The sequence below is a fragment of the Aliikangiella marina genome (assembly GCF_007004765.1).
Classification (GTDB): Bacteria; Pseudomonadota; Gammaproteobacteria; order Enterobacterales; family Kangiellaceae; genus Aliikangiella; species Aliikangiella marina.
Map to the genome: position 1 here is coordinate 150810 of NZ_VIKR01000006.1, position 19321 is coordinate 170130.

General features: G+C 41.8%; 20 protein-coding genes. All 20 read left to right on the forward strand.

The annotated features are described in order from the left end of the window. Window positions 1–19 precede the first annotated feature (19 nt). The 20 genes from metF to FLL45_RS20325 all read left to right on the forward strand — a co-directional run bounded on the left by metF (window position 20) and on the right by FLL45_RS20325 (window position 19319). On the forward strand, window positions 20–958 hold the full coding sequence (gene metF, locus FLL45_RS20235; protein WP_210247250.1) for a methylenetetrahydrofolate reductase: 939 nt from the start codon (window positions 20–22) through the stop codon (window positions 956–958). 453 nt (window positions 959–1411) lie between these two features. Continuing rightward, the gene (locus tag FLL45_RS20240; RefSeq protein ID WP_142943885.1) at window positions 1412–1822 is read left to right on the forward strand and encodes a hypothetical protein; all 411 of its coding nucleotides are present in this window, start codon (window positions 1412–1414) and stop codon (window positions 1820–1822) included. Beyond that, entirely contained in the window at window positions 1819–2019 is a 201-nt protein-coding gene (locus FLL45_RS20245; protein ID WP_142943886.1) for a helix-turn-helix transcriptional regulator, read from the forward strand. Before FLL45_RS20240 ends, FLL45_RS20245 begins: the two co-directional genes overlap by 4 nt. A 1-nt stretch (window position 2020) precedes the next feature. Beyond that, on the forward strand, window positions 2021–2251 hold the full coding sequence (locus FLL45_RS20250; protein ID WP_142943887.1) for a hypothetical protein: 231 nt from the start codon (window positions 2021–2023) through the stop codon (window positions 2249–2251). Window positions 2252–2459: 208 nt separating this feature from the next. Beyond that, window positions 2460–4367 (forward strand): ATP-binding cassette domain-containing protein, encoded by a 1908-nt coding sequence (locus FLL45_RS20255; RefSeq protein WP_142943888.1) that lies wholly within the window; start codon window positions 2460–2462, stop codon window positions 4365–4367. A gap of 17 nt (window positions 4368–4384) precedes the next feature. Then, entirely contained in the window at window positions 4385–5485 is a 1101-nt protein-coding gene (locus FLL45_RS20260) for a hypothetical protein (RefSeq protein WP_142943889.1), read from the forward strand. Window positions 5486–5561: 76 nt separating this feature from the next. After that, window positions 5562–6731, forward strand: coding sequence for a hypothetical protein (locus FLL45_RS20265; RefSeq protein ID WP_142943890.1), 1170 nt, complete (start codon window positions 5562–5564; stop codon window positions 6729–6731). Between the two features lie 5 nt (window positions 6732–6736). Then, entirely contained in the window at window positions 6737–7516 is a 780-nt protein-coding gene (locus tag FLL45_RS20270) for a DUF4922 domain-containing protein (protein ID WP_142943891.1), read from the forward strand. Window positions 7517–7521: 5 nt separating this feature from the next. Beyond that, window positions 7522–7926 (forward strand): VOC family protein, encoded by a 405-nt coding sequence (locus FLL45_RS20275; protein ID WP_142943892.1) that lies wholly within the window; start codon window positions 7522–7524, stop codon window positions 7924–7926. A 382-nt stretch (window positions 7927–8308) separates the two neighbouring features. Continuing rightward, the gene (locus FLL45_RS20280; RefSeq protein ID WP_210247251.1) at window positions 8309–9730 is read left to right on the forward strand and encodes a sigma-54 interaction domain-containing protein; all 1422 of its coding nucleotides are present in this window, start codon (window positions 8309–8311) and stop codon (window positions 9728–9730) included. 461 nt (window positions 9731–10191) lie between these two features. After that, complete coding sequence (locus tag FLL45_RS20285; RefSeq protein ID WP_142943893.1) at window positions 10192–10455, forward strand: hypothetical protein; 264 nt, start codon at window positions 10192–10194, stop codon at window positions 10453–10455. 104 nt (window positions 10456–10559) lie between these two features. Then, window positions 10560–11174 (forward strand): Pvc16 family protein, encoded by a 615-nt coding sequence (locus tag FLL45_RS20290; protein WP_142943894.1) that lies wholly within the window; start codon window positions 10560–10562, stop codon window positions 11172–11174. Continuing rightward, window positions 11171–11983, forward strand: a complete 813-nt coding sequence (locus FLL45_RS20295) for a hypothetical protein (RefSeq protein ID WP_142943895.1) — start codon at window positions 11171–11173, stop codon at window positions 11981–11983. Before FLL45_RS20290 ends, FLL45_RS20295 begins: the two co-directional genes overlap by 4 nt. 127 nt (window positions 11984–12110) lie before the next feature. Beyond that, window positions 12111–14318: a phage tail sheath subtilisin-like domain-containing protein gene (locus tag FLL45_RS20300; protein WP_142943896.1), complete on the forward strand. Its 2208-nt coding sequence runs from the start codon at window positions 12111–12113 to the stop codon at window positions 14316–14318. Window positions 14319–14342: 24 nt separating this feature from the next. Continuing rightward, window positions 14343–14804, forward strand: coding sequence for a phage tail protein (locus tag FLL45_RS20305; RefSeq protein ID WP_142943897.1), 462 nt, complete (start codon window positions 14343–14345; stop codon window positions 14802–14804). Window positions 14805–14827: 23 nt separating this feature from the next. Then, a complete protein-coding gene (locus FLL45_RS20310) occupies window positions 14828–16306 on the forward strand; it encodes a hypothetical protein (RefSeq protein ID WP_142943898.1) in 1479 nt (492 codons plus the stop codon). Beyond that, complete coding sequence (locus FLL45_RS20315; protein WP_142943899.1) at window positions 16299–16769, forward strand: phage tail protein; 471 nt, start codon at window positions 16299–16301, stop codon at window positions 16767–16769. The genes FLL45_RS20310 and FLL45_RS20315 overlap by 8 nt, the downstream gene beginning before the upstream one ends. Before the next feature lie 3 nt (window positions 16770–16772). Continuing rightward, window positions 16773–18071, forward strand: coding sequence for a CIS tube protein (locus FLL45_RS20320; RefSeq protein WP_142943900.1), 1299 nt, complete (start codon window positions 16773–16775; stop codon window positions 18069–18071). 21 nt (window positions 18072–18092) lie between these two features. Then, a complete protein-coding gene (locus tag FLL45_RS22845) occupies window positions 18093–18260 on the forward strand; it encodes a hypothetical protein (protein ID WP_185964566.1) in 168 nt (55 codons plus the stop codon). A gap of 12 nt (window positions 18261–18272) precedes the next feature. Continuing rightward, window positions 18273–19319 carry a phage late control D family protein gene (locus tag FLL45_RS20325; protein WP_142943901.1) on the forward strand — a complete coding sequence of 349 codons (1047 nt, stop codon included), beginning with the start codon at window positions 18273–18275 and terminating at the stop codon, window positions 19317–19319. Window positions 19320–19321 lie beyond the last annotated feature (2 nt).

The following is a 19321-nucleotide window of genomic DNA, read 5'->3' on the forward strand; positions in this document are numbered from 1 at the left end:
ATAATGCGGATATTCATAGGTGGGTAAAACGGTGGGATTTCATCACGCACAACAAGTTGAACTGTTGAACCAAAATCTTTTTGATTTGGCGGGAAAGGTCAATGTTTCGTTCGAATTTTTCCCACCTAACTCCGAGCAAATGGAAAACACTTTGTGGCAGTCAATCAAGCGTCTTGAGGGATTGTCGCCAAAATTTGTATCAGTTACTTATGGAGCCAACAATTCAACACGTGAAAGAACGCATCGGATAATTTCCAAAATCCAAAAAGAGACCAGTTTGGTTCCAGTGCCGCATTTAACTTGTATTGGTTCGACGCGAGCAGAAATTGTTGAGTTAGCCGAGCAATATTGGCAGGAAGGAGTTCGCCATATTGTCGCGTTACGTGGAGACTTGCCTGAGGGAGAAAATAGTCCCCAAAACCAAATGTATGCGTTGGATTTGGTAAAACTTTTAAAGTCGGTCGCTGATTTTGAGGTTTCTGTTGCTGCTTATCCAGAAGTACACCCCGATGCGCCCAACCCGCAATTTGATTTAATTAACTTGAAACGTAAAGTTGATGCTGGGGCTAGCCGCGCGATTAGCCAATTCTTTTTTGATACGGAAACTTACCTCAGGTTCCGTGACCGCTGTGTTACTTCAGGAGTTGATGTTGAGATTGTTCCAGGGATTCTGCCAGTCACTAACTTTAAACAACTGTTAAAGTTTTCCGCCATTACCAACGTTTCGGTGCCGGGATGGATGCACAGGCTTTATGATGGCTTAGATAATGATCCGATGACACGAAATTTAATCGCGGCTAACGTGGCAATTGAGCAAGTAAAAGTATTGGCGAAAGAGGGCGTTCGTGATTTCCATTTTTACACGCTTAACCGCTCAGATCTGACTTACGCAATATGTCATTCTTTGGGAGTGAGAGAAAGTCTTGTCGAAGAGACTTCTCTGGTAGTTAACGGATAAAATTGTTCTAAGCCTGTCAACTGAATGATAGGTTGGGCTTTGTGACGACCTTAACCGATAACGATATGTATAGCTTTCAGTTATCGACAGCTTTCAGATATCGGACGTCAATGCGAGCCTAATTCGTTAAAGTTTAATCGATAAAACATCCCCCAATCACTCACAAACCTTTTATAAACTCAGGCTCATCAAAACAAGCGCAATATTTCTCGCGAATGGAGCGGTGATACTCGACATCGAGTCGGCTTTGCATCCAGAAACATTGGCATTGAGTTCCCGTCAATATCATTGATATCCCGTTAAATATCATTGATATCCCGTTAAATATCATGAAATCTTTACAATTTGTAAAGTAAGCTTGACTTTTGGGGTGTAGCAAAGCTATGATTACTCGTGTAAAGTTTATTTTACATTATGTAAAGATAGTTTTATATTTTTGATAGAGGTCATGTTATGAGTAAAAGCCCAGACCAATTCGCAAAGCAGCAGCAAGTCAATACGGTCAGACTTGGTTTTTGGACATTTGCTTGGCTGATAAGTCAAGCGACAGCGGTTTTTGGTCCGACGTTTTTATGGCAGTCACAGTTAATTACCGGCATTGCTATCTTAATTAATCTAATTTTGGGCGGCGCAATGATTTTTGCCAATATCCGTCACATAAAAGGTATGGACGAATTGCAGCAAAAAATTCATATGGACGCGATGGGGATTACCCTTGGTGTTGGTGTCATAGGTGGTCTGGCATATTCGACGATGGATACGACTAACTTTATTTCATCCGATGCTGAAATTTCTTACTTAGTGATTGTTATGGCATTAACCTATCTGGTTTCGATTATTGTGGGACAGGCGAGGTATAAATGAAAAATCGCTTAAAAGTCCTTAGAGCTGAGCGTGACTGGACTCAGGCTGATTTAGCGAACGCGCTACAAGTTTCTCGGCAAACTATTAACGCCATCGAAAAAGGTAAGTTTGATCCGAGTTTACCCTTGGCTTTTAAAGCAGCTCGGTTATTCAATTTAAAAATAGAGGAGATTTTTGAGGATGAGACGGAGAACTAAAATGGGCTTAGTTATTGGTATCAGTGCATTGGCTGTTGCAGTTTTAAAGTTTGGCTCAATCAATCCTATCGCGGTTTTGACGCTAATGGTCTTAGCTATTATCGTTGTCCTGTCTATTGGCAAAGAGTCAAAATCATCGACTCCAGGCGATTTTGTTAACCAGGCCGGAGCCATTACCGCAATTAATCAGACAAGTTCTGATTGCTCTCCAGTAACCAGCATCGACTGCTAATTTAAAAATTGAACAGTGCAGTTTCTTAAATTGTATGGGGATTACTTAATGCTCTTGTTCACCAATTACCCAACCATCAATCGTCTTGCGATAAATCATCCTAATAGTTTGTCTGAGATTTCTTAGCTAACCCGGCTATTAATCGGTGCCAAGGCAAAATACCTCTGCTAGAATCCACCAAGAATCTTTTCGAACAACTGGATAATTCATGTCATTAATTCGTGGAGACAAGTTGTCTCTCAACTATGGTCCGCAGGTGCTCCTTGATAATGCGTCTTTCGCTATCGAAGAAAGGCAAAAAGTCTGCTTGGTTGGACGTAACGGAACCGGCAAGTCGACTTTATTAAAAGTCATAAATGGCGAGGTTGCCCCCGATGATGGTATTGTCAATCGCTCAAGAAATCATCGAGTAGGCTTCCTGCCTCAAGCTTTACCTGAAAAATCCGACCTCTCGGTAAGTGCGTTTGTTGAGTCCGGACTTGCACAAGTTAAACAATGGGTAGATGACTATCAATCTTTAATTATGGAAGATCATGAATCGCCAAAGCTTGTCGATTTAGAAGAAAAAATTAATAGTCACGACGGATGGACAATTGACACTCGGGTTAAGCAAACACTCTCCAAACTAGGGCTCAATGGCGATGTGAAAATGAACGAATTGTCCGGTGGATGGCGCAGACGAGCAGCATTGGCCAAGGCGCTTGTACAAGAACCTGATTTACTGATTTTGGATGAACCTACCAACCATCTCGATTTGAGCAGTATTCAATGGCTGGAGGAACAGTTGAAAGCATTTAAAGGTGCTTTACTTTTTGTTTCTCACGACCGTCATTTTGTTAACCAAGTTTCTGATACGATTATGGAGCTCGACCGTGGTCATATTCGTTTCTTTCCCGGTAACTATCAAGCCTATACCGAACTCAAAGAGCAGCAGCTCAAAGAAGAGGAAAAAGTGAATTCCGAATTTGACAAAAAACTTGCTCAGGAAGAAGTCTGGATCCGGCAAGGCATCAAAGCAAGAAGAACGAGGAACGAGGGCAGAGTCAGAGCGCTCAAGAAAATGCGCCAAGAACGAGCTGAGAGACGCAACCAGGTTGGTGCAAGTAAGATTCAAGCGTCCGTAATGAACAAGGGCAGCAAAGTTGTTGCTAAGATGAAGGAGCTTCAAGTCGGCTATGATCGAGCATTAACGCTGCCGATAACTACCATTATCCAGAAAGGTGACAAGATTGGCGTGCTGGGCAATAACGGTAGCGGCAAAACCACTTTTATCAAAACATTATTAGGAGAAATAGAACCTTTCGCGGGTGAACTAGAATTGAGTGAAACGGTAGAAGTTGCCTATTTTGATCAGCTTCGTGAGTCAGTCGATTTGAATAAAACAGTTTCCGAAAATATTGGTGATGGTCGCGAATTTGTGGTCGTCGATGGCAAAGAACGACACGTCATCAGTTATATGCAGGATTTCAATTTTACAGCGGATAATGTTCGAGCTCCGGCCAGTTCGCTGTCTGGCGGTGAAGTAAACCGGTTGTTGTTAGCAAAGCTATTTACTCGCCCAGCTAATCTATTTGTGCTCGATGAACCGACCAATGATCTCGATGTAGAAACGCTAGAAATTTTAGAGCAAATGCTGGTTGATATTGAAGCAACTGTCATCATAATAAGTCATGATCGAGCTTTCTTAGAAAACTGCTGCTCTGAGCTATTTGTTTTTGATAATCAGTTGCCTCCGCTTTATGAAATCGAAACCGATCAATTTCAAATAATTGAAATAGTTGGTGGCTACCAAGATTGGCTACATTATTTTGATAATGCTATGCCTAAACCTAAAAAGGTTGTACAAGACAAAAAAGGTAAGAGCAAAGCTAAACCCAAATCTGGAAAACTTTCGTATAAAGAACAGCGAGCGCTCGATGAGCTTCCGCAAAAAATAGAAGATGTTGAATCGAGGATTGCAGAAATAGAAAATCAGATGTCGCAACCGGATTTCTATCAAGATAGAGAAAAGGCTGATAATGTTGTGAAAGACTTTGAAGAAATGCAAATTCAGTTGGCGAAAGATTATGAGCTTTGGGATGAGTTAGAAGCAAAGCGGGAAAGTTTAGAGAACTAGCGTTTAAGAGGGTAAGCTTGAAAACAAAATCAATAACTCTAATACTGCTTATTATCAGTCTGTTTTTAATTTTTTATCTTAAACATAGTATTAATGATGAAGCAGTCAGTAGGGGGCTGGGTTTTCAGTTAGACACAGTTGAAAACAAAGAAGTTTCTCACCGAATAATTGAAAGTGATGTTATTGCATCTGCGGATTTGCCCGCGGTTATTAAAGATCAGATAAAGCAATGTCCACCTTATGATTACAATTTGATTCACGTCGAGGCTTTGAAGGAAATTAATCCCGAAACTAAGTTTGTTGAGCTGTTAGAAGCTGAACCTTCCGAGGAATCTAGGCTCATTGAAATACTACATATGAGTAACAAAAAAGGTTTGGATTTAGTTGAAACATTAAAACAATTTATTAAAGAAAAACCGAATAATGCGCTTGCTCGCTGGAATCTTCTTATAAGATGTTATTCATGGTCTGAAAAAATTTGCACAGACGATGAAGTTATGGAATTAGTTGAAAAAGAAAAAGACAACGCAGCAGCGTGGCTGGTTATGGCTTCGTTTCAATTGAAGCGGGGGGATGAAAAAGCAGCCTTTAGGTCTCTTAAGGCTAGTGAAATGGCGCAACTTTTTAAAGAGTATAGAAGAGAATCCTTTGAGCTTTTGGAGATAGGATTGCCAAAAGGTCTTACACAACGGGAAAGAAATATTACGATACTTGGTATGATTTCCAGCTCGCCGACTTCTAATTTATCTGAAATAGCAAGCTTATGCCGAAAAAGTAATGCACTAGAGACTAGCTTATCGCATGTTTGCTTACGTGCTGGTGAAAGATTACTCGAAGATGCTGAGATGTTGTCTACTAAAAAATATGGAGAGGCGATTTATAGGTTCGCACATAAAGGAATTGACTATAATAAATTTAAGGAATTGAATGCGACCAAAAAACAAGAAGACCGAGAGCTCCTTATCTCGCCAGTGCATAACTTAATGTTGTATGATGAAAAGTTGCTAGACCTGTATGTTCAGTTTTTTAAGTTTTATGGTGAAGAGAAATCTATTTCTCTCATCGAGTCTGAGGCAATAAATTTGTTCTCAAACCCTAATTATAACCCCTGTCCTTAATAGTAAGGCGAGAGATTGAGTCCGCATAGCCTTTGATGAATGTTCAAAGGTTTTTTACGATTAACAGAATTGAAGAATGAAAAAATTAACCTTGTATATAAGTTTGTTTATTGTCTCAGTCACAGTGCTTATTACACTGGTTTTTGTTCACTCTGACGCACCTCGAGACTCACGTAGCTTCGTTGGTAATAAAGCTCAAAGTGCTCAGTCCGAAGCTATAAGCCGGGAAGAATCAATATCTTCAATAAATTTTTCTCATGACCTAGAGAGCGAAACTGATGCAACTCGCGTAGCATATTCGACAAGAAAGAATTCGAGCAAAAGATCACGTGAAAAACAAGTCCTAAAAATTTGCCCAGATTTTAACTGGAATGATTATTCTGGTGAAGAGTTACATCTAACAGATAGTGAGTTACTAGAGCTAAAAGACTATAATGTCCTGGGCGATGCTGACGTCAAATTAGCTGAGTTGATTGTTAACTATAGACTTGGTCCAAGCGGTCAAATAGAGGAATTAAGGTCACTGTTAAATGCTAATCCAAAAAATGAACTCATTGCTTGGGTATTAATGAAGTTATGTAGCAAGAAAAACTCTAACTGTAATAGCAATGAGATAAAGAAAATCACTGAGGATTTTGGCGGGAATGGCGCTATTTGGCGAGAAGCTGCCTCATACTATCTCTCTACCAAAAAGACAAAAGAAGCTTACTTGGCAATGCGAAATATCATTGATAGCGAAAGCTACAATACGTTTCGTGTCGAGGTTTATGAAATCTTAGAAAGTTATTATGCAGATGTCTTAGATGTAAGGAGAAAGCGTTTATTAGTTTCCGATAATTACCAGTACATTGATGAGAGTGAAAATCGTATTCTTTCGTATTGTGAGGGGGTGAGTAGGCATTTTACAAGAACGCTTGAGCGATGTATCGGGGTTGGCGATAAAATTCAAAAAAGTACATCAATTTATTCTGAGCAAGTTTTTGGACAAAGAATTTTACTAAGCGCACTTGCAAAATCTAAAGATCCAAATTATGACGTGATTAAAGCGCAGTTTGAATCAAATAGGCTAGAAAATATTGCTTACTATAAAGAAGTAAACAATCTAATGATGTATGACGATAAACTATTTGAGCGCTACTTCGAGACGCTTAAAAAGTTCGGCGAGCGTAACGCGATTATCGAGGCGATCGAAGAAGCGAAGCGACTGTCTAAAATTTCCAACTACGATCCCTGCCCAGAGTCTTGAATCCTATGTTTTGGCAAAAATCTCTACAAGTAACGCAACAAGCGATCGAAGACAATGAGCTTCACCCGATTGCAACAGAAGCCGAAACAATATTACAAGACGATATTCACTTCCAGGTTCATATTATTAATCAAAACCTACTTAAAAAAATTGATGATAAAAGAAAACGTGGCAATCCTTTTCTGCCTTACCAAAAGCCAATGTACGTCGCAGAGGCTGGCGAGAGTCATGTCTGTTTGTTAAATAAATACCCAGTTATTAATCAACATCTCTTAATCTGTACTAAAGATTATCAAGAACAAACAGCCCCTTTGACAATTGAAGACTTTAACGCCTGGTATATGGGGATGGAAGACGGTATCTGGGGGTTTTATAATGGTGGTGTAGAAGCGGGAGCCAGTCAACCGCATCGTCACATGCAATTAGTCAAGGCGCCTTTGCCGATGGCAGCCAAACTTAAATCAGGACAACTTGGATTTAAGCACAGAGCATTGACCTTTGAAAATTTTGATGCAAAAGCAACATATGAGTTTTACATTGATGCGCTCAATGAGTTAGACCTTTATGATCCTTTTCGGTGTTTACCCAACAATGTGTTGTTAACTCAAGATTCTCTTGTGGTTATTCCGCGAGTCACCAACAACCAGCACGGTGTTTTCCTGAATGGATTGAACTATGGTGGTATTTTTCTATTTAGAGATCGTGACAAGCTAGATTGGGCGAAAAATTATCAATTGAGCCGTCTCATGTCAGATTGTGCGCTTTCGCTAGCAGGAAATCAGTAGTTATCATGCCCTCCGGTTTAAATCATGTGACGATCGCGGTAAGTGATCTAGATAAATCACTATCTTTTTATCATCATATCATTAGCTGTCAACCGGTCGTCAGGTGGGACAAAGGTGCCTACTTATCGCTTGGCGACCTCTGGTTATGTTTATTGGTAGACAAGCCGAGTCCAAGTTTAGATTATTCCCATATTGCTTTTTCTGTCGATCAGGCGGAGCTAGAAAAATACAACTTACTCGCAAAGCAGGGAAAGATAAAAATATGGAAAGCGAATCAAAGTGAAGGTGGCTCGATCTATCTTTTGGATCCAGATGGGTACAAGCTAGAACTTCATTGTGGAGATTTGCAAAGCCGTCTTAATTCGCTTAAGTCTTGCCCGTATTCGGGGTTGCAATGGTTACAAGATTAAACATTGCTTTATGTTTTCGACCGAATATTGACAGGAACTCCTATCCGAATCTTATGGATTAGCAGGCATCTCTTAATATCTTGTGCAACGCAACTAAGGTACCATTCTGGTCGGTAGCGCTTACTGCAAGACAACTAGAGTTTAACCAATTGAATTGCCAATAAAAATCTTAAAATAACAAGTTTATTCCTTGCTAATTCGTATCTAAAAAATAATATGAATCAATAATTATCTCAAAAAACTATTTGAACTAAAGAATCGTAAGCGTTATAAATTTTAGTGCAGTACAGGGAAATGCTGTTAAGGAGTGTCATTGGGACATGACGGTTTACTCCTATCCTTCCGATCTATCAATGAATTAAAAATAACCATGGGGTGACCTTTGAAAGGAATTCAAAGACATGACCTTCAGATAGTCTTCGCTTCTTATTCTCGGCAATCTTCAAGTGAGCCGGTAGCAGAATTATTAATTAACGCTGGCTATCATCTTAAGCGAAACTTCAAAACCGCTTACCTACAGAACAACCTAGCAGGTAATAAAGTACTTGTTGTTGATGTTGATTTAGAAACTTGTAATTCCGTTAGCTTGTTGAAATTTCTTAATCGAAAATCGCCTGAAATCCCCTGTCTTTTTGTTTTTCATTGTGGCAAAAAGGAACTCGATTCAAGCCTGCTCGAGCATTGTCGAGATTTTGTTATTTGGCCCTGTGACTCTGAGGAACTGTTATTTCGTTTACATGCATTGGTTAGTGGACAACTCGAAAAAGAACAACAACTCGCCAACTATAGACAAGGTAACGAAATGATTGGCCAGTCGGCTTCTTTTCAGAACGTACTCAAAAGAATCCGCACTTTCTCGGCGTGCGATGCTCCGGTTCTCATCGAGGGTGAAACGGGTACTGGAAAGGAGATGATTGCTAGAGCAGTGCATTATTACAGTGATCGCAAAGAGCATCCTTTTATACCGGTAAATTGTGGTGCGTTACCCGACAATTTAATTGAAAATGAGTTATTCGGCCATGTAAAAGGCGCTTACACCGACGCTAAGACCCAATCGACGGGACTAGTGGGACAAGCTAATGGTGGAACCTTATTTCTAGATGAAATTGAATCTCTAACACCCAAGTCTCAGGTCGCTTTGATGCGTTTCTTACAAGAAAAGGAATACAAACCGTTAGGTTCAAATGTACCACTGAAATCTGATATTAGAATCGTAACCGCGAGTAATGTTGCGATAGATAAATTAGTGGCTCAAAGATTAATGCGTCAAGATTTATTTTTTAGGTTAAATATTCTCTCTGTACAGTTACCGCCGCTTAAAGACCGGGGGGATGATATCGAGTTACTTGCCAATCATTTTTTAGTTAAATTTCAGGAACAGTACGAGTTACCTGTTAGACGCTATCATCAGAAAACTCTCGACTGGTTTAAAGCCTATCACTGGCCAGGGAATATTCGAGAGCTCGAAAATCTGGTACTAAGAGCCGTTTTGGTTTGCGATGATGAGTTTATTAGTCCACGTCATTTTTGCGACGATAATATTTATATTCAAAATCAGATTCAACATGCCGAAAATCAATTTGTCAGCGATGAGTTTGGAGACGCTGAGCTTTCTGTCGATGAAAGTTTTAGTGAGGCAAAATCAAGAGTGATTAATAGTTTTGAGAAGTGTTATTTAAAAAAGCTAATGCAAAAATATGCGGGTAATGTTACGCTCGCGGCTAAATTTGCCTGTAAAGAGCGAAGGGCGCTCGGTAAATTGTTAAAAAAGCATGGCATAAGCCGACAAAATTATCTTTCGTAAAAATCAAAAAATCAAAAAATCAAAAAATCAAAAAATCAAAAAATCAAAAAATCAAAAAATCAAAAAATCAAAAAATCAAAAATTCACTTTTTGCAATGTCATTATATGATTTTTGTTGGCACACTGAATCTGCTGCTATCAAAAAAACTTCATTATATCGACCAATGCTCTAAATCCGCTTTATTTATCCAGGGGCACCTGACAATCATCTCTGCCAATTTTTTGCTAGAAGTTTAATCTGAGTGGGGGATTGCAAGTATCTGGGTGGGTTAAAAATAACCCGATCGGGTTAGTGGGAACCCGATAATTGATTGCTAAGTATTTATTATAGTTTTCTGAATTGAAGTCTTAGTTGGGCTAAGCCAGGTTTTTCCATTTTTTATTCAGTTGGCATGCGATCTGCTTAAGGAATATCAAATAAGTAACAAAAATAATGCAGACATCGAAATTCGACATAACGAATGCCAAATAGAATGGGATACCGAAGAGTGCCGCTAGAACAACGGGATATTGTTTTAATCAAAAGGGACATTCTAAGTTACTTTAAAAGTAATCCTAATGCTGCGGATAGTGTTGAGGGTATTACTAATTTTTGGCTTGCAAGAACTCGTGTTAATTACACGCAAGAGTCTGTGCGAGAAGCGTTGGAACAATTGATCAATGAAGGTGAGGTAGTTGCTTCAAGCAATCCTTCAGGAACATTAATTTATTCTAAGAAAAACTAATCAACAAAAGAATAATTCGGCAGAAAGAATGCGATTAATAGGAACCTTTACAAAAAGTAAAACAGTGATATTTTCATTGAGTTTGACGAATGAGGTGGTGATACATGGCTAGCTATCACGCGGTTAATGCTGTTCTATTAGCGCTAGAAAACTTTTTTACTGAAAGGCTGCCGAATGAGCTCACTGACGGGCCTATAAATGCCAGGGTAGAATTACTTGGAAGCTCAGACATTACCAGTCCGATTTCTGGTAATGTATTAGGGATTTATCTTCATCGACTTGAAATTGATGCGCATGGAAGAGCGAGACACTTCACGCCAACTGGAACCTCCAATGGACACAGAGTTAGCGAACTACCTGTAAATTTACATCTTTTATTAATCGCATCAGCAAGCAGCGCAACCATTGAAGCAAACCTTATGGCTTGGGCAATGATTGAGTTAGCGAATAATAGTCAACTCGATATCTCACACCTGTCTGAAAATGACAGTGATTGGACTGAAAAAGAAATTCTAACCATTACACCAGCAGAAATGTCTAACGAAGATTTGATGCGTATTTGGGACGTATTTGAATCTGATTACACAAGTAGTGTTCCGTATATAGGTCGTACCATTCGATTGAGACTTCAAGAGCCTGAATCGATAGCTGAGCCCGTTACCACTCGAGTTTTTCCAACTGGAAAAGCTATTTCTTCAAGTGAGGAAGCCGTTTCATGAGTAGTAATAAGCAAATTGAGTACGCCGAGGCGAATCAAGTTTCGGTATTAGAAACTAACATATTACACGCAAGTGATGTAATTTATTGGCTCAATGGGGCTAGTGGAGAGTCTGTCTCGGAAATGAGCCGTGTTGAGACTCCTTTAAATGTTTTTATTGAATCACAGCCTCGCGATCTTAAAACCTTAAGTGCGAACGGAAAATTAGCACTCTGGCGAAACCCAACACAAGATATCTACATCGGTCACGCGAATGAGGCAGATCGCGCGCGACCAGCTTTACCAAGTTTTAATTTTACTGGAGAAGTATGGGATCCAACTCGCCGGTTTAACCCTGCTCGATTTGACTTAACTCTCGGCACTGCAAGTGGTGAATCGGTAATTTTATATCCTTCGGTTTTAGGAACTCAAAAAAGTCCAGGAGGCTTGCTCTATGGAAGGTTGGTTCGTGAGAGTAATCAATCGCCGCTTATTTGGAGTTTGTTAGAACTAGAAGTCGAAATATCAGTGAGTCAAAGTATCACCTTCAGAGCACAATCTGATTCAAACGGCGACTTCTCAATTTCACTAAAACGATTACCTCCTTTACCCGAAAGTATTACTGATTATTCCGCCACATTAACGGTGACTGGCAATAGCAGTAACACACAAGACACCGCGCCAGATTTAGCAAGTTATACCGATTGGCAACTGGAGTCGACGGACACAACGGATTCTTTTTCTTTAAGTCTTGATTTATCTGTTGTGCCCGGAAATACCGCGAGAATAAATTCGAACGGTAAAACATATTTAGCTGCTCAGGCGGTTTAACAAATGAATAGTACACAAATTATTAGCGATTGATTAGAAAGATGCTGAGTTAACTACCGGTGAATAATCGGAAACTTATTAAACCCAAAATGAACCGCGTCATAATGACGTCAATTAGGAGGATGAAATGCCTGAATATCTAGCACCAGGTGTGTTTGTCGAAGAAGTGAGCTTTCGCTCAAAATCAATTCAGGGAGTCGGTACAAGTATTGCAAGTATTGTCGGTCCCACTCGAACAGGTCCGTTGCGAGGACGTCCAGAATTACTAACCAGTTTTGCAGACTATGTTCGAGTGTATGGGAGTGCTGACGATCTGAGCCTTGGTGGAAGTGACCAGCTCAATCATACAGCGATTGCTGCGCGTGCATTTTTTCAGGGTGGGGGGACTAAACTCTATGTTTCTCGCGTAGTCGCCGGTGTTAACTCAACTGACGCTGATGGTGCTGGTAGCACCGCTTCTTTCGCAAGCCAAACCGATACCAATAATGATGTAACTTTTTCAAGTCGATTCCCAGGTTCACAAGGAAATTTAACCTTAGAATTAAGCTGGCGAGATAGTGAGAACTTATTAAAACTAGAGACCACATCTGCGCCAGACGAGGGCGAAGTTGTATTTTTAGAAGCGTCTGGATTGACAACCGATGTGAGAGCAACGGGAATTTCGGCGCGCGTTCCTATCGGTCGATTTCCGATGTCTATCCGAGCACTAGTGAGAAGAGAAGGGGCTAACTATGTCATCGTTGATAACCGTTGTGAAATTACAGCGGACGATGCCACTGTGATGACAGGTACAGATTTAAGACCCGATGGTGCTACCGAAGGAGATGAAGGTATTTTAGTCGCCGCAGGCTTAGTGAATAGTGTCGATACAAGCGTCACATTCACGCGCGTATATGCCAAAAATCCAACCAGTGGTGCGCTATCTGATGGAACATCAAGTGTTTTGACTTTGTCTGGTGAAACCGATCTGTCGACTTTTACTGGTGGCGATCATTGGGGAACTATCACTACCTTACGTGGGACCATTAACGGCGATGGAGATGAGTTTACCCTGGATGGCGGCGGGTTAAATGCTGGCGTGTTAAGTGACTTAACCTTCCCATTAGCCGCGCTTGCAGCAGAACCATCAAGTGCTGCAGGAATGATGGTGCAGAGAAATTTTGATCTCGATGTGCGAACTGGCGGTGCAAACGGCGAAGTTATTTACAGTTACGCGAATATTTCTTCAGCACCCGATGCGACCAATAGTTTACCGAGTGTTTTAGCGAGTTCACCTGCTAAGAAAGCTGATGCGCTTGCCAGTCCCGTTAGTGCAAGTTTAGACGCAGCGGCGACTGGCGATGAAATAATCGCTGCACTTTACGATATGTTTGACAGTGATGCACTTTCTCCGGCGCCGGGGAGCGTAGAAGGACCACGCTATTTGATTACCCTTGCTGGTGGTGACGACGGTGATGCGCCAGTAGCAGTTGATTACGGTGGCGAAGTAGATGAAGTAAATGGTAGCACAGGGTTTGCCGCACTTGCCGATATTGAAGACATTGCTATCGTGATGGCTCCCGCTGCTTCCGCAGATGCCACAAATCACCAAGCAATCGTTGCAGAAATGCAAAGTCATTGTCGTCAAATGCGCTATCGAGTTGGAATTGTTGACTCGCGCGAAGGCATGTCACTTTCAGAAGTTCGAGATTTTCGGTCGAATTTCGATGATTCTCGACTAGCACTCTATTATCCATGGGTAACCATCGCAGATCCAACTGGTCAACGCACTACTATCAATGTTCCTCCCGCAGGGTTTATTGCCGGTGTTTATGCGAATACCGATGTACAGCGCGGGGTTCACAAAGCGCCTGCTAATGAACCTGTTGTCGGTGCGTTAGGCTTCGCACAAGATATTAACCGATTCCAACAAGAGCTACTTAATCCAGAGGGTATTAACTGTTTACGTTCTTTTCCTGGGCGTGGACACCGCGTTTGGGGGGGACGAACACTGTCGAGCGATCCCGAATGGAAATATTTAAACATTCGCCGATTCTTCCTTTATTTAGAACGTTCAATTGAAAAGAGTACTCAATGGGTTGTATTCGAACCGAATGGAGAGCGACTCTGGGATAACGTGCGCAGCACAGTTGAAGATTTTCTCTATAACGAATGGTTTAATGGACGATTACTCGGGCCAACGCCTAAGCATGCTTATTTTGTCCGTTGCGACCGCAGCACAATGACTCAGAACGATTTAGATAATGGTCGGTTGGTATGCGAAATCGGCGTAGCACCATTAGCACCCGCGGAGTTTGTCATTTTCCGCATCGGCCAAAAAACTGCAGATGCATAATTCAAATTTTAGAGGAAGACGACAATGGCAGAATTAAGAGAGACACCCTACAGCGTATTTAACTATTTAGTCGATATCGGTGATGGGAGTGAAGGATCCGTTCAAGGCGGCTTTTCTGAAGTTTCAGGTTTAGTTGCCGAGGTGACTATCGCTGAATATCGCAATGGTAACGCTAAAACAAACTATGTCACCAAGATTCCGGCAATTACCAAGTCGGGTGACGTCACGTTAAAGAGAGGCGTTATCGGTGCAGACAATATCAATGCTTGGCTGGAACAAGTCCGTGCAGGAGATGTTAATGCTAAACGTAACGTCACGGTTAAGCTGACGGATGAGAATCCAACGAGTCAATCGGCGGTCGTTACATGGAAGCTTATCAACGCGATGCCGATTAAGTGGACCGGACCGACGTTGACAGCAAAAGGTGGTCAGGATGTTGCAATGGAAGAATTAGTTTTAGCGACAGAGCATGTGATTCAAGAATAACTTTATTCAGCTAAGGGTTACCCATGAATTACTTAGGCGGTCGAATACAGATTAATCCCAGACCGGTACAAAAAGCAGCGAACCTATTTGAGGTTGCCGCACTTGGGCATTGCCCCGGAGCGGCAAACGTCGCTGCGTTGTCTGACATGGATGAAGCGGTCGAACAAATTAAGCGGCTGGGTTTTGGGAATAGATTGGAACTAAAAATCAGTGATGGTCTTGATCTGTTTCACATTCCCGTGCCTATTCGGTCCGCCGAAGAGTTTCACTTATTATTTCCTGAGGCGAAAACCTCGAGTTCGGAATATCGATCGAACCTAGCGGGAGATAATGCGTGGTTGCCATTTATCGTTGATGATTATTTTACCAATGGTGGCGACGTACTTTGGATTATACAAGTCCCAGAAGACAATTCAGTGGATGACTTTCTGCCAAAGTTCGATGCGCCTTTGTACGATGTAGATAATCTCTATGGATTAGGTGTGGCTTTAGTTTTAAATCAAGTTGGATTGGTTTTAATGCCCGATTTAGAGCGTCTACAAATTCCAACAAATTTACCGGATATACCAGAGAAACGTCTCGATAATCCGACGCCTCAGTTCATCCCATGCTCACAAAGAAGTGATGAACCTGACGGTGAGCGACGGTCGTCTTCTGAGATACCTAACAACGTTGATACCGCTGACTTTTTAGAGGTTATTCAACGGCTGCTTGGTTATAGCAACAAACACCGTCCAGATCTTCAGTTTTTATTATCTGTACCACTGGATTATGAGGAAACCTCTCAAAGCCCATCAATCAATGCAGAGACTCTAGAACGGTTAGATACTGTTCGCCAGCGAAGTGATGGCTACTTGTTGAGACAAATTCAATTTGTTTTTCCTTATGTTAAAAGTGAGCAAGTCGCGTTAAGAACGAGTGCAGGTGGTCTGGCTGGTTTGATTGCAAGTTCGGTTAGTACACGAGGCCCTTGGCGTTCGGTAGCCAATAAAAAAATAATTTATGAAGGCAAGTTGTATCCAAAAGTATCAACTCAACAGTCGATTCAATATCGAAATACACCGGGGATCGGTGTACTAAAATCATTCCGTAATCAGATTTCACTTGATGATGAAAGACTTTGTGTGCCAGCTTTACACAGAAATGATTATAACCACTTGTTAATTCAGAGCTTCGATGAACTTCGCTCGGGCGAAGTTACCCGGTTTATGAGTTATCTTGTGCGAACCCTTAAGGCGCTGGGTGAAAGTTTAATTTTTGCGGCCGATTATCGTGATCCAAGACCTCAACTACTACTCGAGAAATATTTCAGAAATCTTTATCAGCTCGGCGCACTGCGGGGACAAACGATAGAGGACGCTTTCTCAATTACTCGGGCTAGTAGTCAAGAAGCAACGATTGCTTTTGATATACAAATTGCGCCCGCGTTTCCGATCGATAAAATCGAATTGACACTACTAAACCGGCGTGGACTTTGGGTTGCGGAGGTTGCTAATGGCTGAGTTTATTCCGTTTCGTTTTGAAGTGAATTTGTATGAAGAAAATCAAGAGCAACTGTTATGTCGCGGGTTATTCAGCGAAGTTTCGGGCTTAGAAATCACTATGGAACCTCGAGCAATCCAAGTTGGTGGACAAAATTGGGGTGAAGTTCAGAGGGTTGGTCAAACGCGTTTTTCACCAATCGTTTTAAAAAGAGGCGTCACAGAACTTGATGATTTATGGAAGTGGTTTGATGCGACTACTCGAGGTTCGAATTACGGATACAGATTGCAAGGTAATATTAATATCTTAGGCAGTGAAGTTAATGACGATGGTGAAGCGCAACCAGTAATGACATGGAATATGTCAGGAGTCTTACCAACACGATTTAAAGGTCCAGACTTATCGTCGACCGCTAATCAGGTTGCTATTGAGGAAGTGACCTTAGTACTCGAAAGCTTGACTTTAGAGAGACCTGGAGGGTAACACGTGACGGCACCAGTAATCGCAAAACTTTATACTGTATCGGAACCGCTCGATCGTCCAGTTGAGGATCTCACTCAAGGACAAACTGCAGTTGAAGTCCAATTTAATCCAACTAGCTTAAAAGTGGCATTAGCTAATTCAATAAAAGATCCAGAGCAGGAAAACGCAACAAGAGCGACACAATATATTGAGAAAAGTTCTTCCACACTAACTGTTGAATTAATCTTTGATACCTCAGACTCCTATCTTGTTCCAGATCCAGAGAACGCATCTCAGTCGCAAGATCTTAAGGACACCGACGTACGATTACTAGTTAAAAAGATTGCTGAAAATTTTATGTATTCATCCGACGTCGGTGATGAAAGCGTTGAACCACAAAAGTGCCTATTTGCTTGGGGCGCTTTTGCTTTCGTCGGGGTAATGGAAAGCTTAGACGAAACGCTCGATTTTTTTTCTCCAGAAGGAATTCCCTTACGCGCAACAGTTGCGCTAAAAATTACCGAGAATAGATTTCAGTTTCGTAACGAAGATGCGCAAGCAGCGGAACGGGATACTCCGACGCTTAGTAGTCCTTCGGAAAGTGTTGCGGAAGCAAACCAAGAAGGTGGCCGAAAAGATGAAGACTGGAGAGATACCGCGATGTTCAATGGCGTTGAATCACCAAAGTCTGTAGGGAAAAGTTTATCTGTTCCGAGCGCATCCGCTTCAGCCAGTCTGAAAGCTGGTGTGTCAGCTTCAGTTGGTGCTGGAATTGCTGGCGGTTTTAGTGCGGGTCTTGGTGCTGGGTTTAGCGCTGGCGGAGGACTCGGCCTAAGCGCCGGTATCAGTGGTGGAATCGGAGTTAGCGGCGGAATCGGAGTTAGCGGTGGAGTTGGATTGAGCGGCGGCGTAGGTCTGAGTGCTGGCGCAGGTATTAGCGGAGGCGCGGGTTTAAGCGGAGGCGTCGGTGCTGGCCTCGGAGTGAGCGGAAGCATCGGTGGAGGCATAAGTGGTGGGATCAGCGGAGGGGTTTCTGCTGGAGGCGGTTTATCAAGTTCACTCAGCGCTGGAGTTGCCGGTGGTTTGAGTACGACCGTTAATGTGACCCCGCCAGCTTTCAAATTTGGCGCTTCTTCGTCGTTAGGAACCAGTATTCCTGGTGCTTTTTCTGCAGATTTTAAAAAGGGCGGTGGCTTAAGTGCTGGAAGTCTAGTGTCAGGCGGAGCCGTTCTGAGAGCATCTGAGCCAACTTTTTCTAGTTCGACGAGTGCAAAGACGTCTTCGCAAGTATCGGTGAAAGTGACCAGTGTGGGTTTTGACTAATTCTAAAAGAGGGAAACCAAAATGCCAGTATTTATTAATGAAGTGAATGCCGAAGTTCCCCAAGCGGTTGTGCCGGAAGTGCAGTCGCAGCCAAAAGAAGAGAGAACGTCTGTGTCTCAGCCCGAGTACGAGTTTTTAAAAACTTTAAACATTATTGAAGAAAGACGTGAACGATTGGAGTTTGACTAGGGGTAATAATTGATGACTATAGAGTCAATCCAAAATATTCGTCCAACGATAAAGATCGACGGGGAAGAAAATGCAGACTTGCAAACTGCTTTGAAAGCCTTCGTAATCAATCTGCCGTTGAGCGGAACGTCGCATGGCGAAATAACAGCAACTAATTGGATTAACAATAGTGAAAATGGTGAATTAGGTTTTGGCTTTCAAGAAGCAGGCCTCGGTAAATCGATTGAGATTTTAATGGGAGAAGATAACCAAACGCCAATATTTTCAGGAGAAATTACTGCCGTTGAAGAGCGTTATGGTGAGGGCGGTCCACAAATAATTTTATTAGTGCAAGATAAAATTCATATCTTAGCGAGACAACGAGAGAATCGGGTCTTCGAAGAAATGTCACCGGATGATATTGTTAATGAAATAGCAAGTGAGTTGGGATTAACTGCGGATGTCAATGTTTCAACAGCCGTTGCAAACTACCACCAACTCAACGAGAGTAACCTCGCTTTTTTAATGCGAATTCTAAATAGTTTTGGCGTTGCTGTCCGGATAGAAGAAAACAATCTTCGAGTCAAAGCAGAAGAGCCTGACAGCGAACCGGTAGAATTAAGTACATCCGACAGTGCACTTAAAGTTCGCTTAATTGCCGACCTCAATCACCAACCAAGCCAGATAACGGTTAAAGGGTTTAATCCAGATAACAATGAAGTTGTGAGTCACGATGCAAGTGAGTTAGATCTACCTGCCGATGGAAAAACAGCCAAAGACTTAGCTGATGAGTTAAGTTGGCCTGGCGAGAATATTGTTCCGCAACCATTTCCTAGAACGCAATCAGAAGCAGAGAGCCTCGCAAAAAGTCATTTCACTCGCCAGGCGAAGCGATTTATTAGCGGCGATGTCCAGTGTATGGGTGAACCCAGTTTAAAAAGTGGCAAAGAGATAAACTTATCAGGTGTCTCAGCAAGATTTCAAGGTAAGTATCAAGTTGTTCATTGTACTCATTGTTTTAGTAATCAATCCGGTTTTGAAACGCATTTAAAAATTAATCGCCCAGATGGAGTAGGCTAATC

Bases quoted from the DNA above. Each gene is read 5' to 3' on its own strand.
- FLL45_RS20240 (WP_142943885.1), top strand. From the start codon at position 1,412: ATGAGTAAAAGCCCAGACCAATTCGCAAAGCAGCAGCAAGTCAATACG.
- FLL45_RS20245 (WP_142943886.1), top strand. From the start codon at position 1,819: ATGAAAAATCGCTTAAAAGTCCTTAGAGCTGAGCGTGACTGGACTCAG.
- FLL45_RS20250 (WP_142943887.1), top strand. From the start codon at position 2,021: ATGGGCTTAGTTATTGGTATCAGTGCATTGGCTGTTGCAGTTTTAAAG.
- FLL45_RS20255 (WP_142943888.1), top strand. From the start codon at position 2,460: ATGTCATTAATTCGTGGAGACAAGTTGTCTCTCAACTATGGTCCGCAG.
- FLL45_RS20265 (WP_142943890.1), top strand. From the start codon at position 5,562: ATGAAAAAATTAACCTTGTATATAAGTTTGTTTATTGTCTCAGTCACA.
- FLL45_RS20270 (WP_142943891.1), top strand. From the start codon at position 6,737: ATGTTTTGGCAAAAATCTCTACAAGTAACGCAACAAGCGATCGAAGAC.
- FLL45_RS20275 (WP_142943892.1), top strand. From the start codon at position 7,522: ATGCCCTCCGGTTTAAATCATGTGACGATCGCGGTAAGTGATCTAGAT.
- FLL45_RS20285 (WP_142943893.1), top strand. From the start codon at position 10,192: ATGCCAAATAGAATGGGATACCGAAGAGTGCCGCTAGAACAACGGGAT.
- FLL45_RS20290 (WP_142943894.1), top strand. From the start codon at position 10,560: ATGGCTAGCTATCACGCGGTTAATGCTGTTCTATTAGCGCTAGAAAAC.
- FLL45_RS20295 (WP_142943895.1), top strand. From the start codon at position 11,171: ATGAGTAGTAATAAGCAAATTGAGTACGCCGAGGCGAATCAAGTTTCG.
- FLL45_RS20300 (WP_142943896.1), top strand. From the start codon at position 12,111: ATGCCTGAATATCTAGCACCAGGTGTGTTTGTCGAAGAAGTGAGCTTT.
- FLL45_RS20305 (WP_142943897.1), top strand. From the start codon at position 14,343: ATGGCAGAATTAAGAGAGACACCCTACAGCGTATTTAACTATTTAGTC.
- FLL45_RS20310 (WP_142943898.1), top strand. From the start codon at position 14,828: ATGAATTACTTAGGCGGTCGAATACAGATTAATCCCAGACCGGTACAA.
- FLL45_RS20315 (WP_142943899.1), top strand. From the start codon at position 16,299: ATGGCTGAGTTTATTCCGTTTCGTTTTGAAGTGAATTTGTATGAAGAA.
- FLL45_RS22845 (WP_185964566.1), top strand. From the start codon at position 18,093: ATGCCAGTATTTATTAATGAAGTGAATGCCGAAGTTCCCCAAGCGGTT.
- FLL45_RS20325 (WP_142943901.1), top strand. From the start codon at position 18,273: ATGACTATAGAGTCAATCCAAAATATTCGTCCAACGATAAAGATCGAC.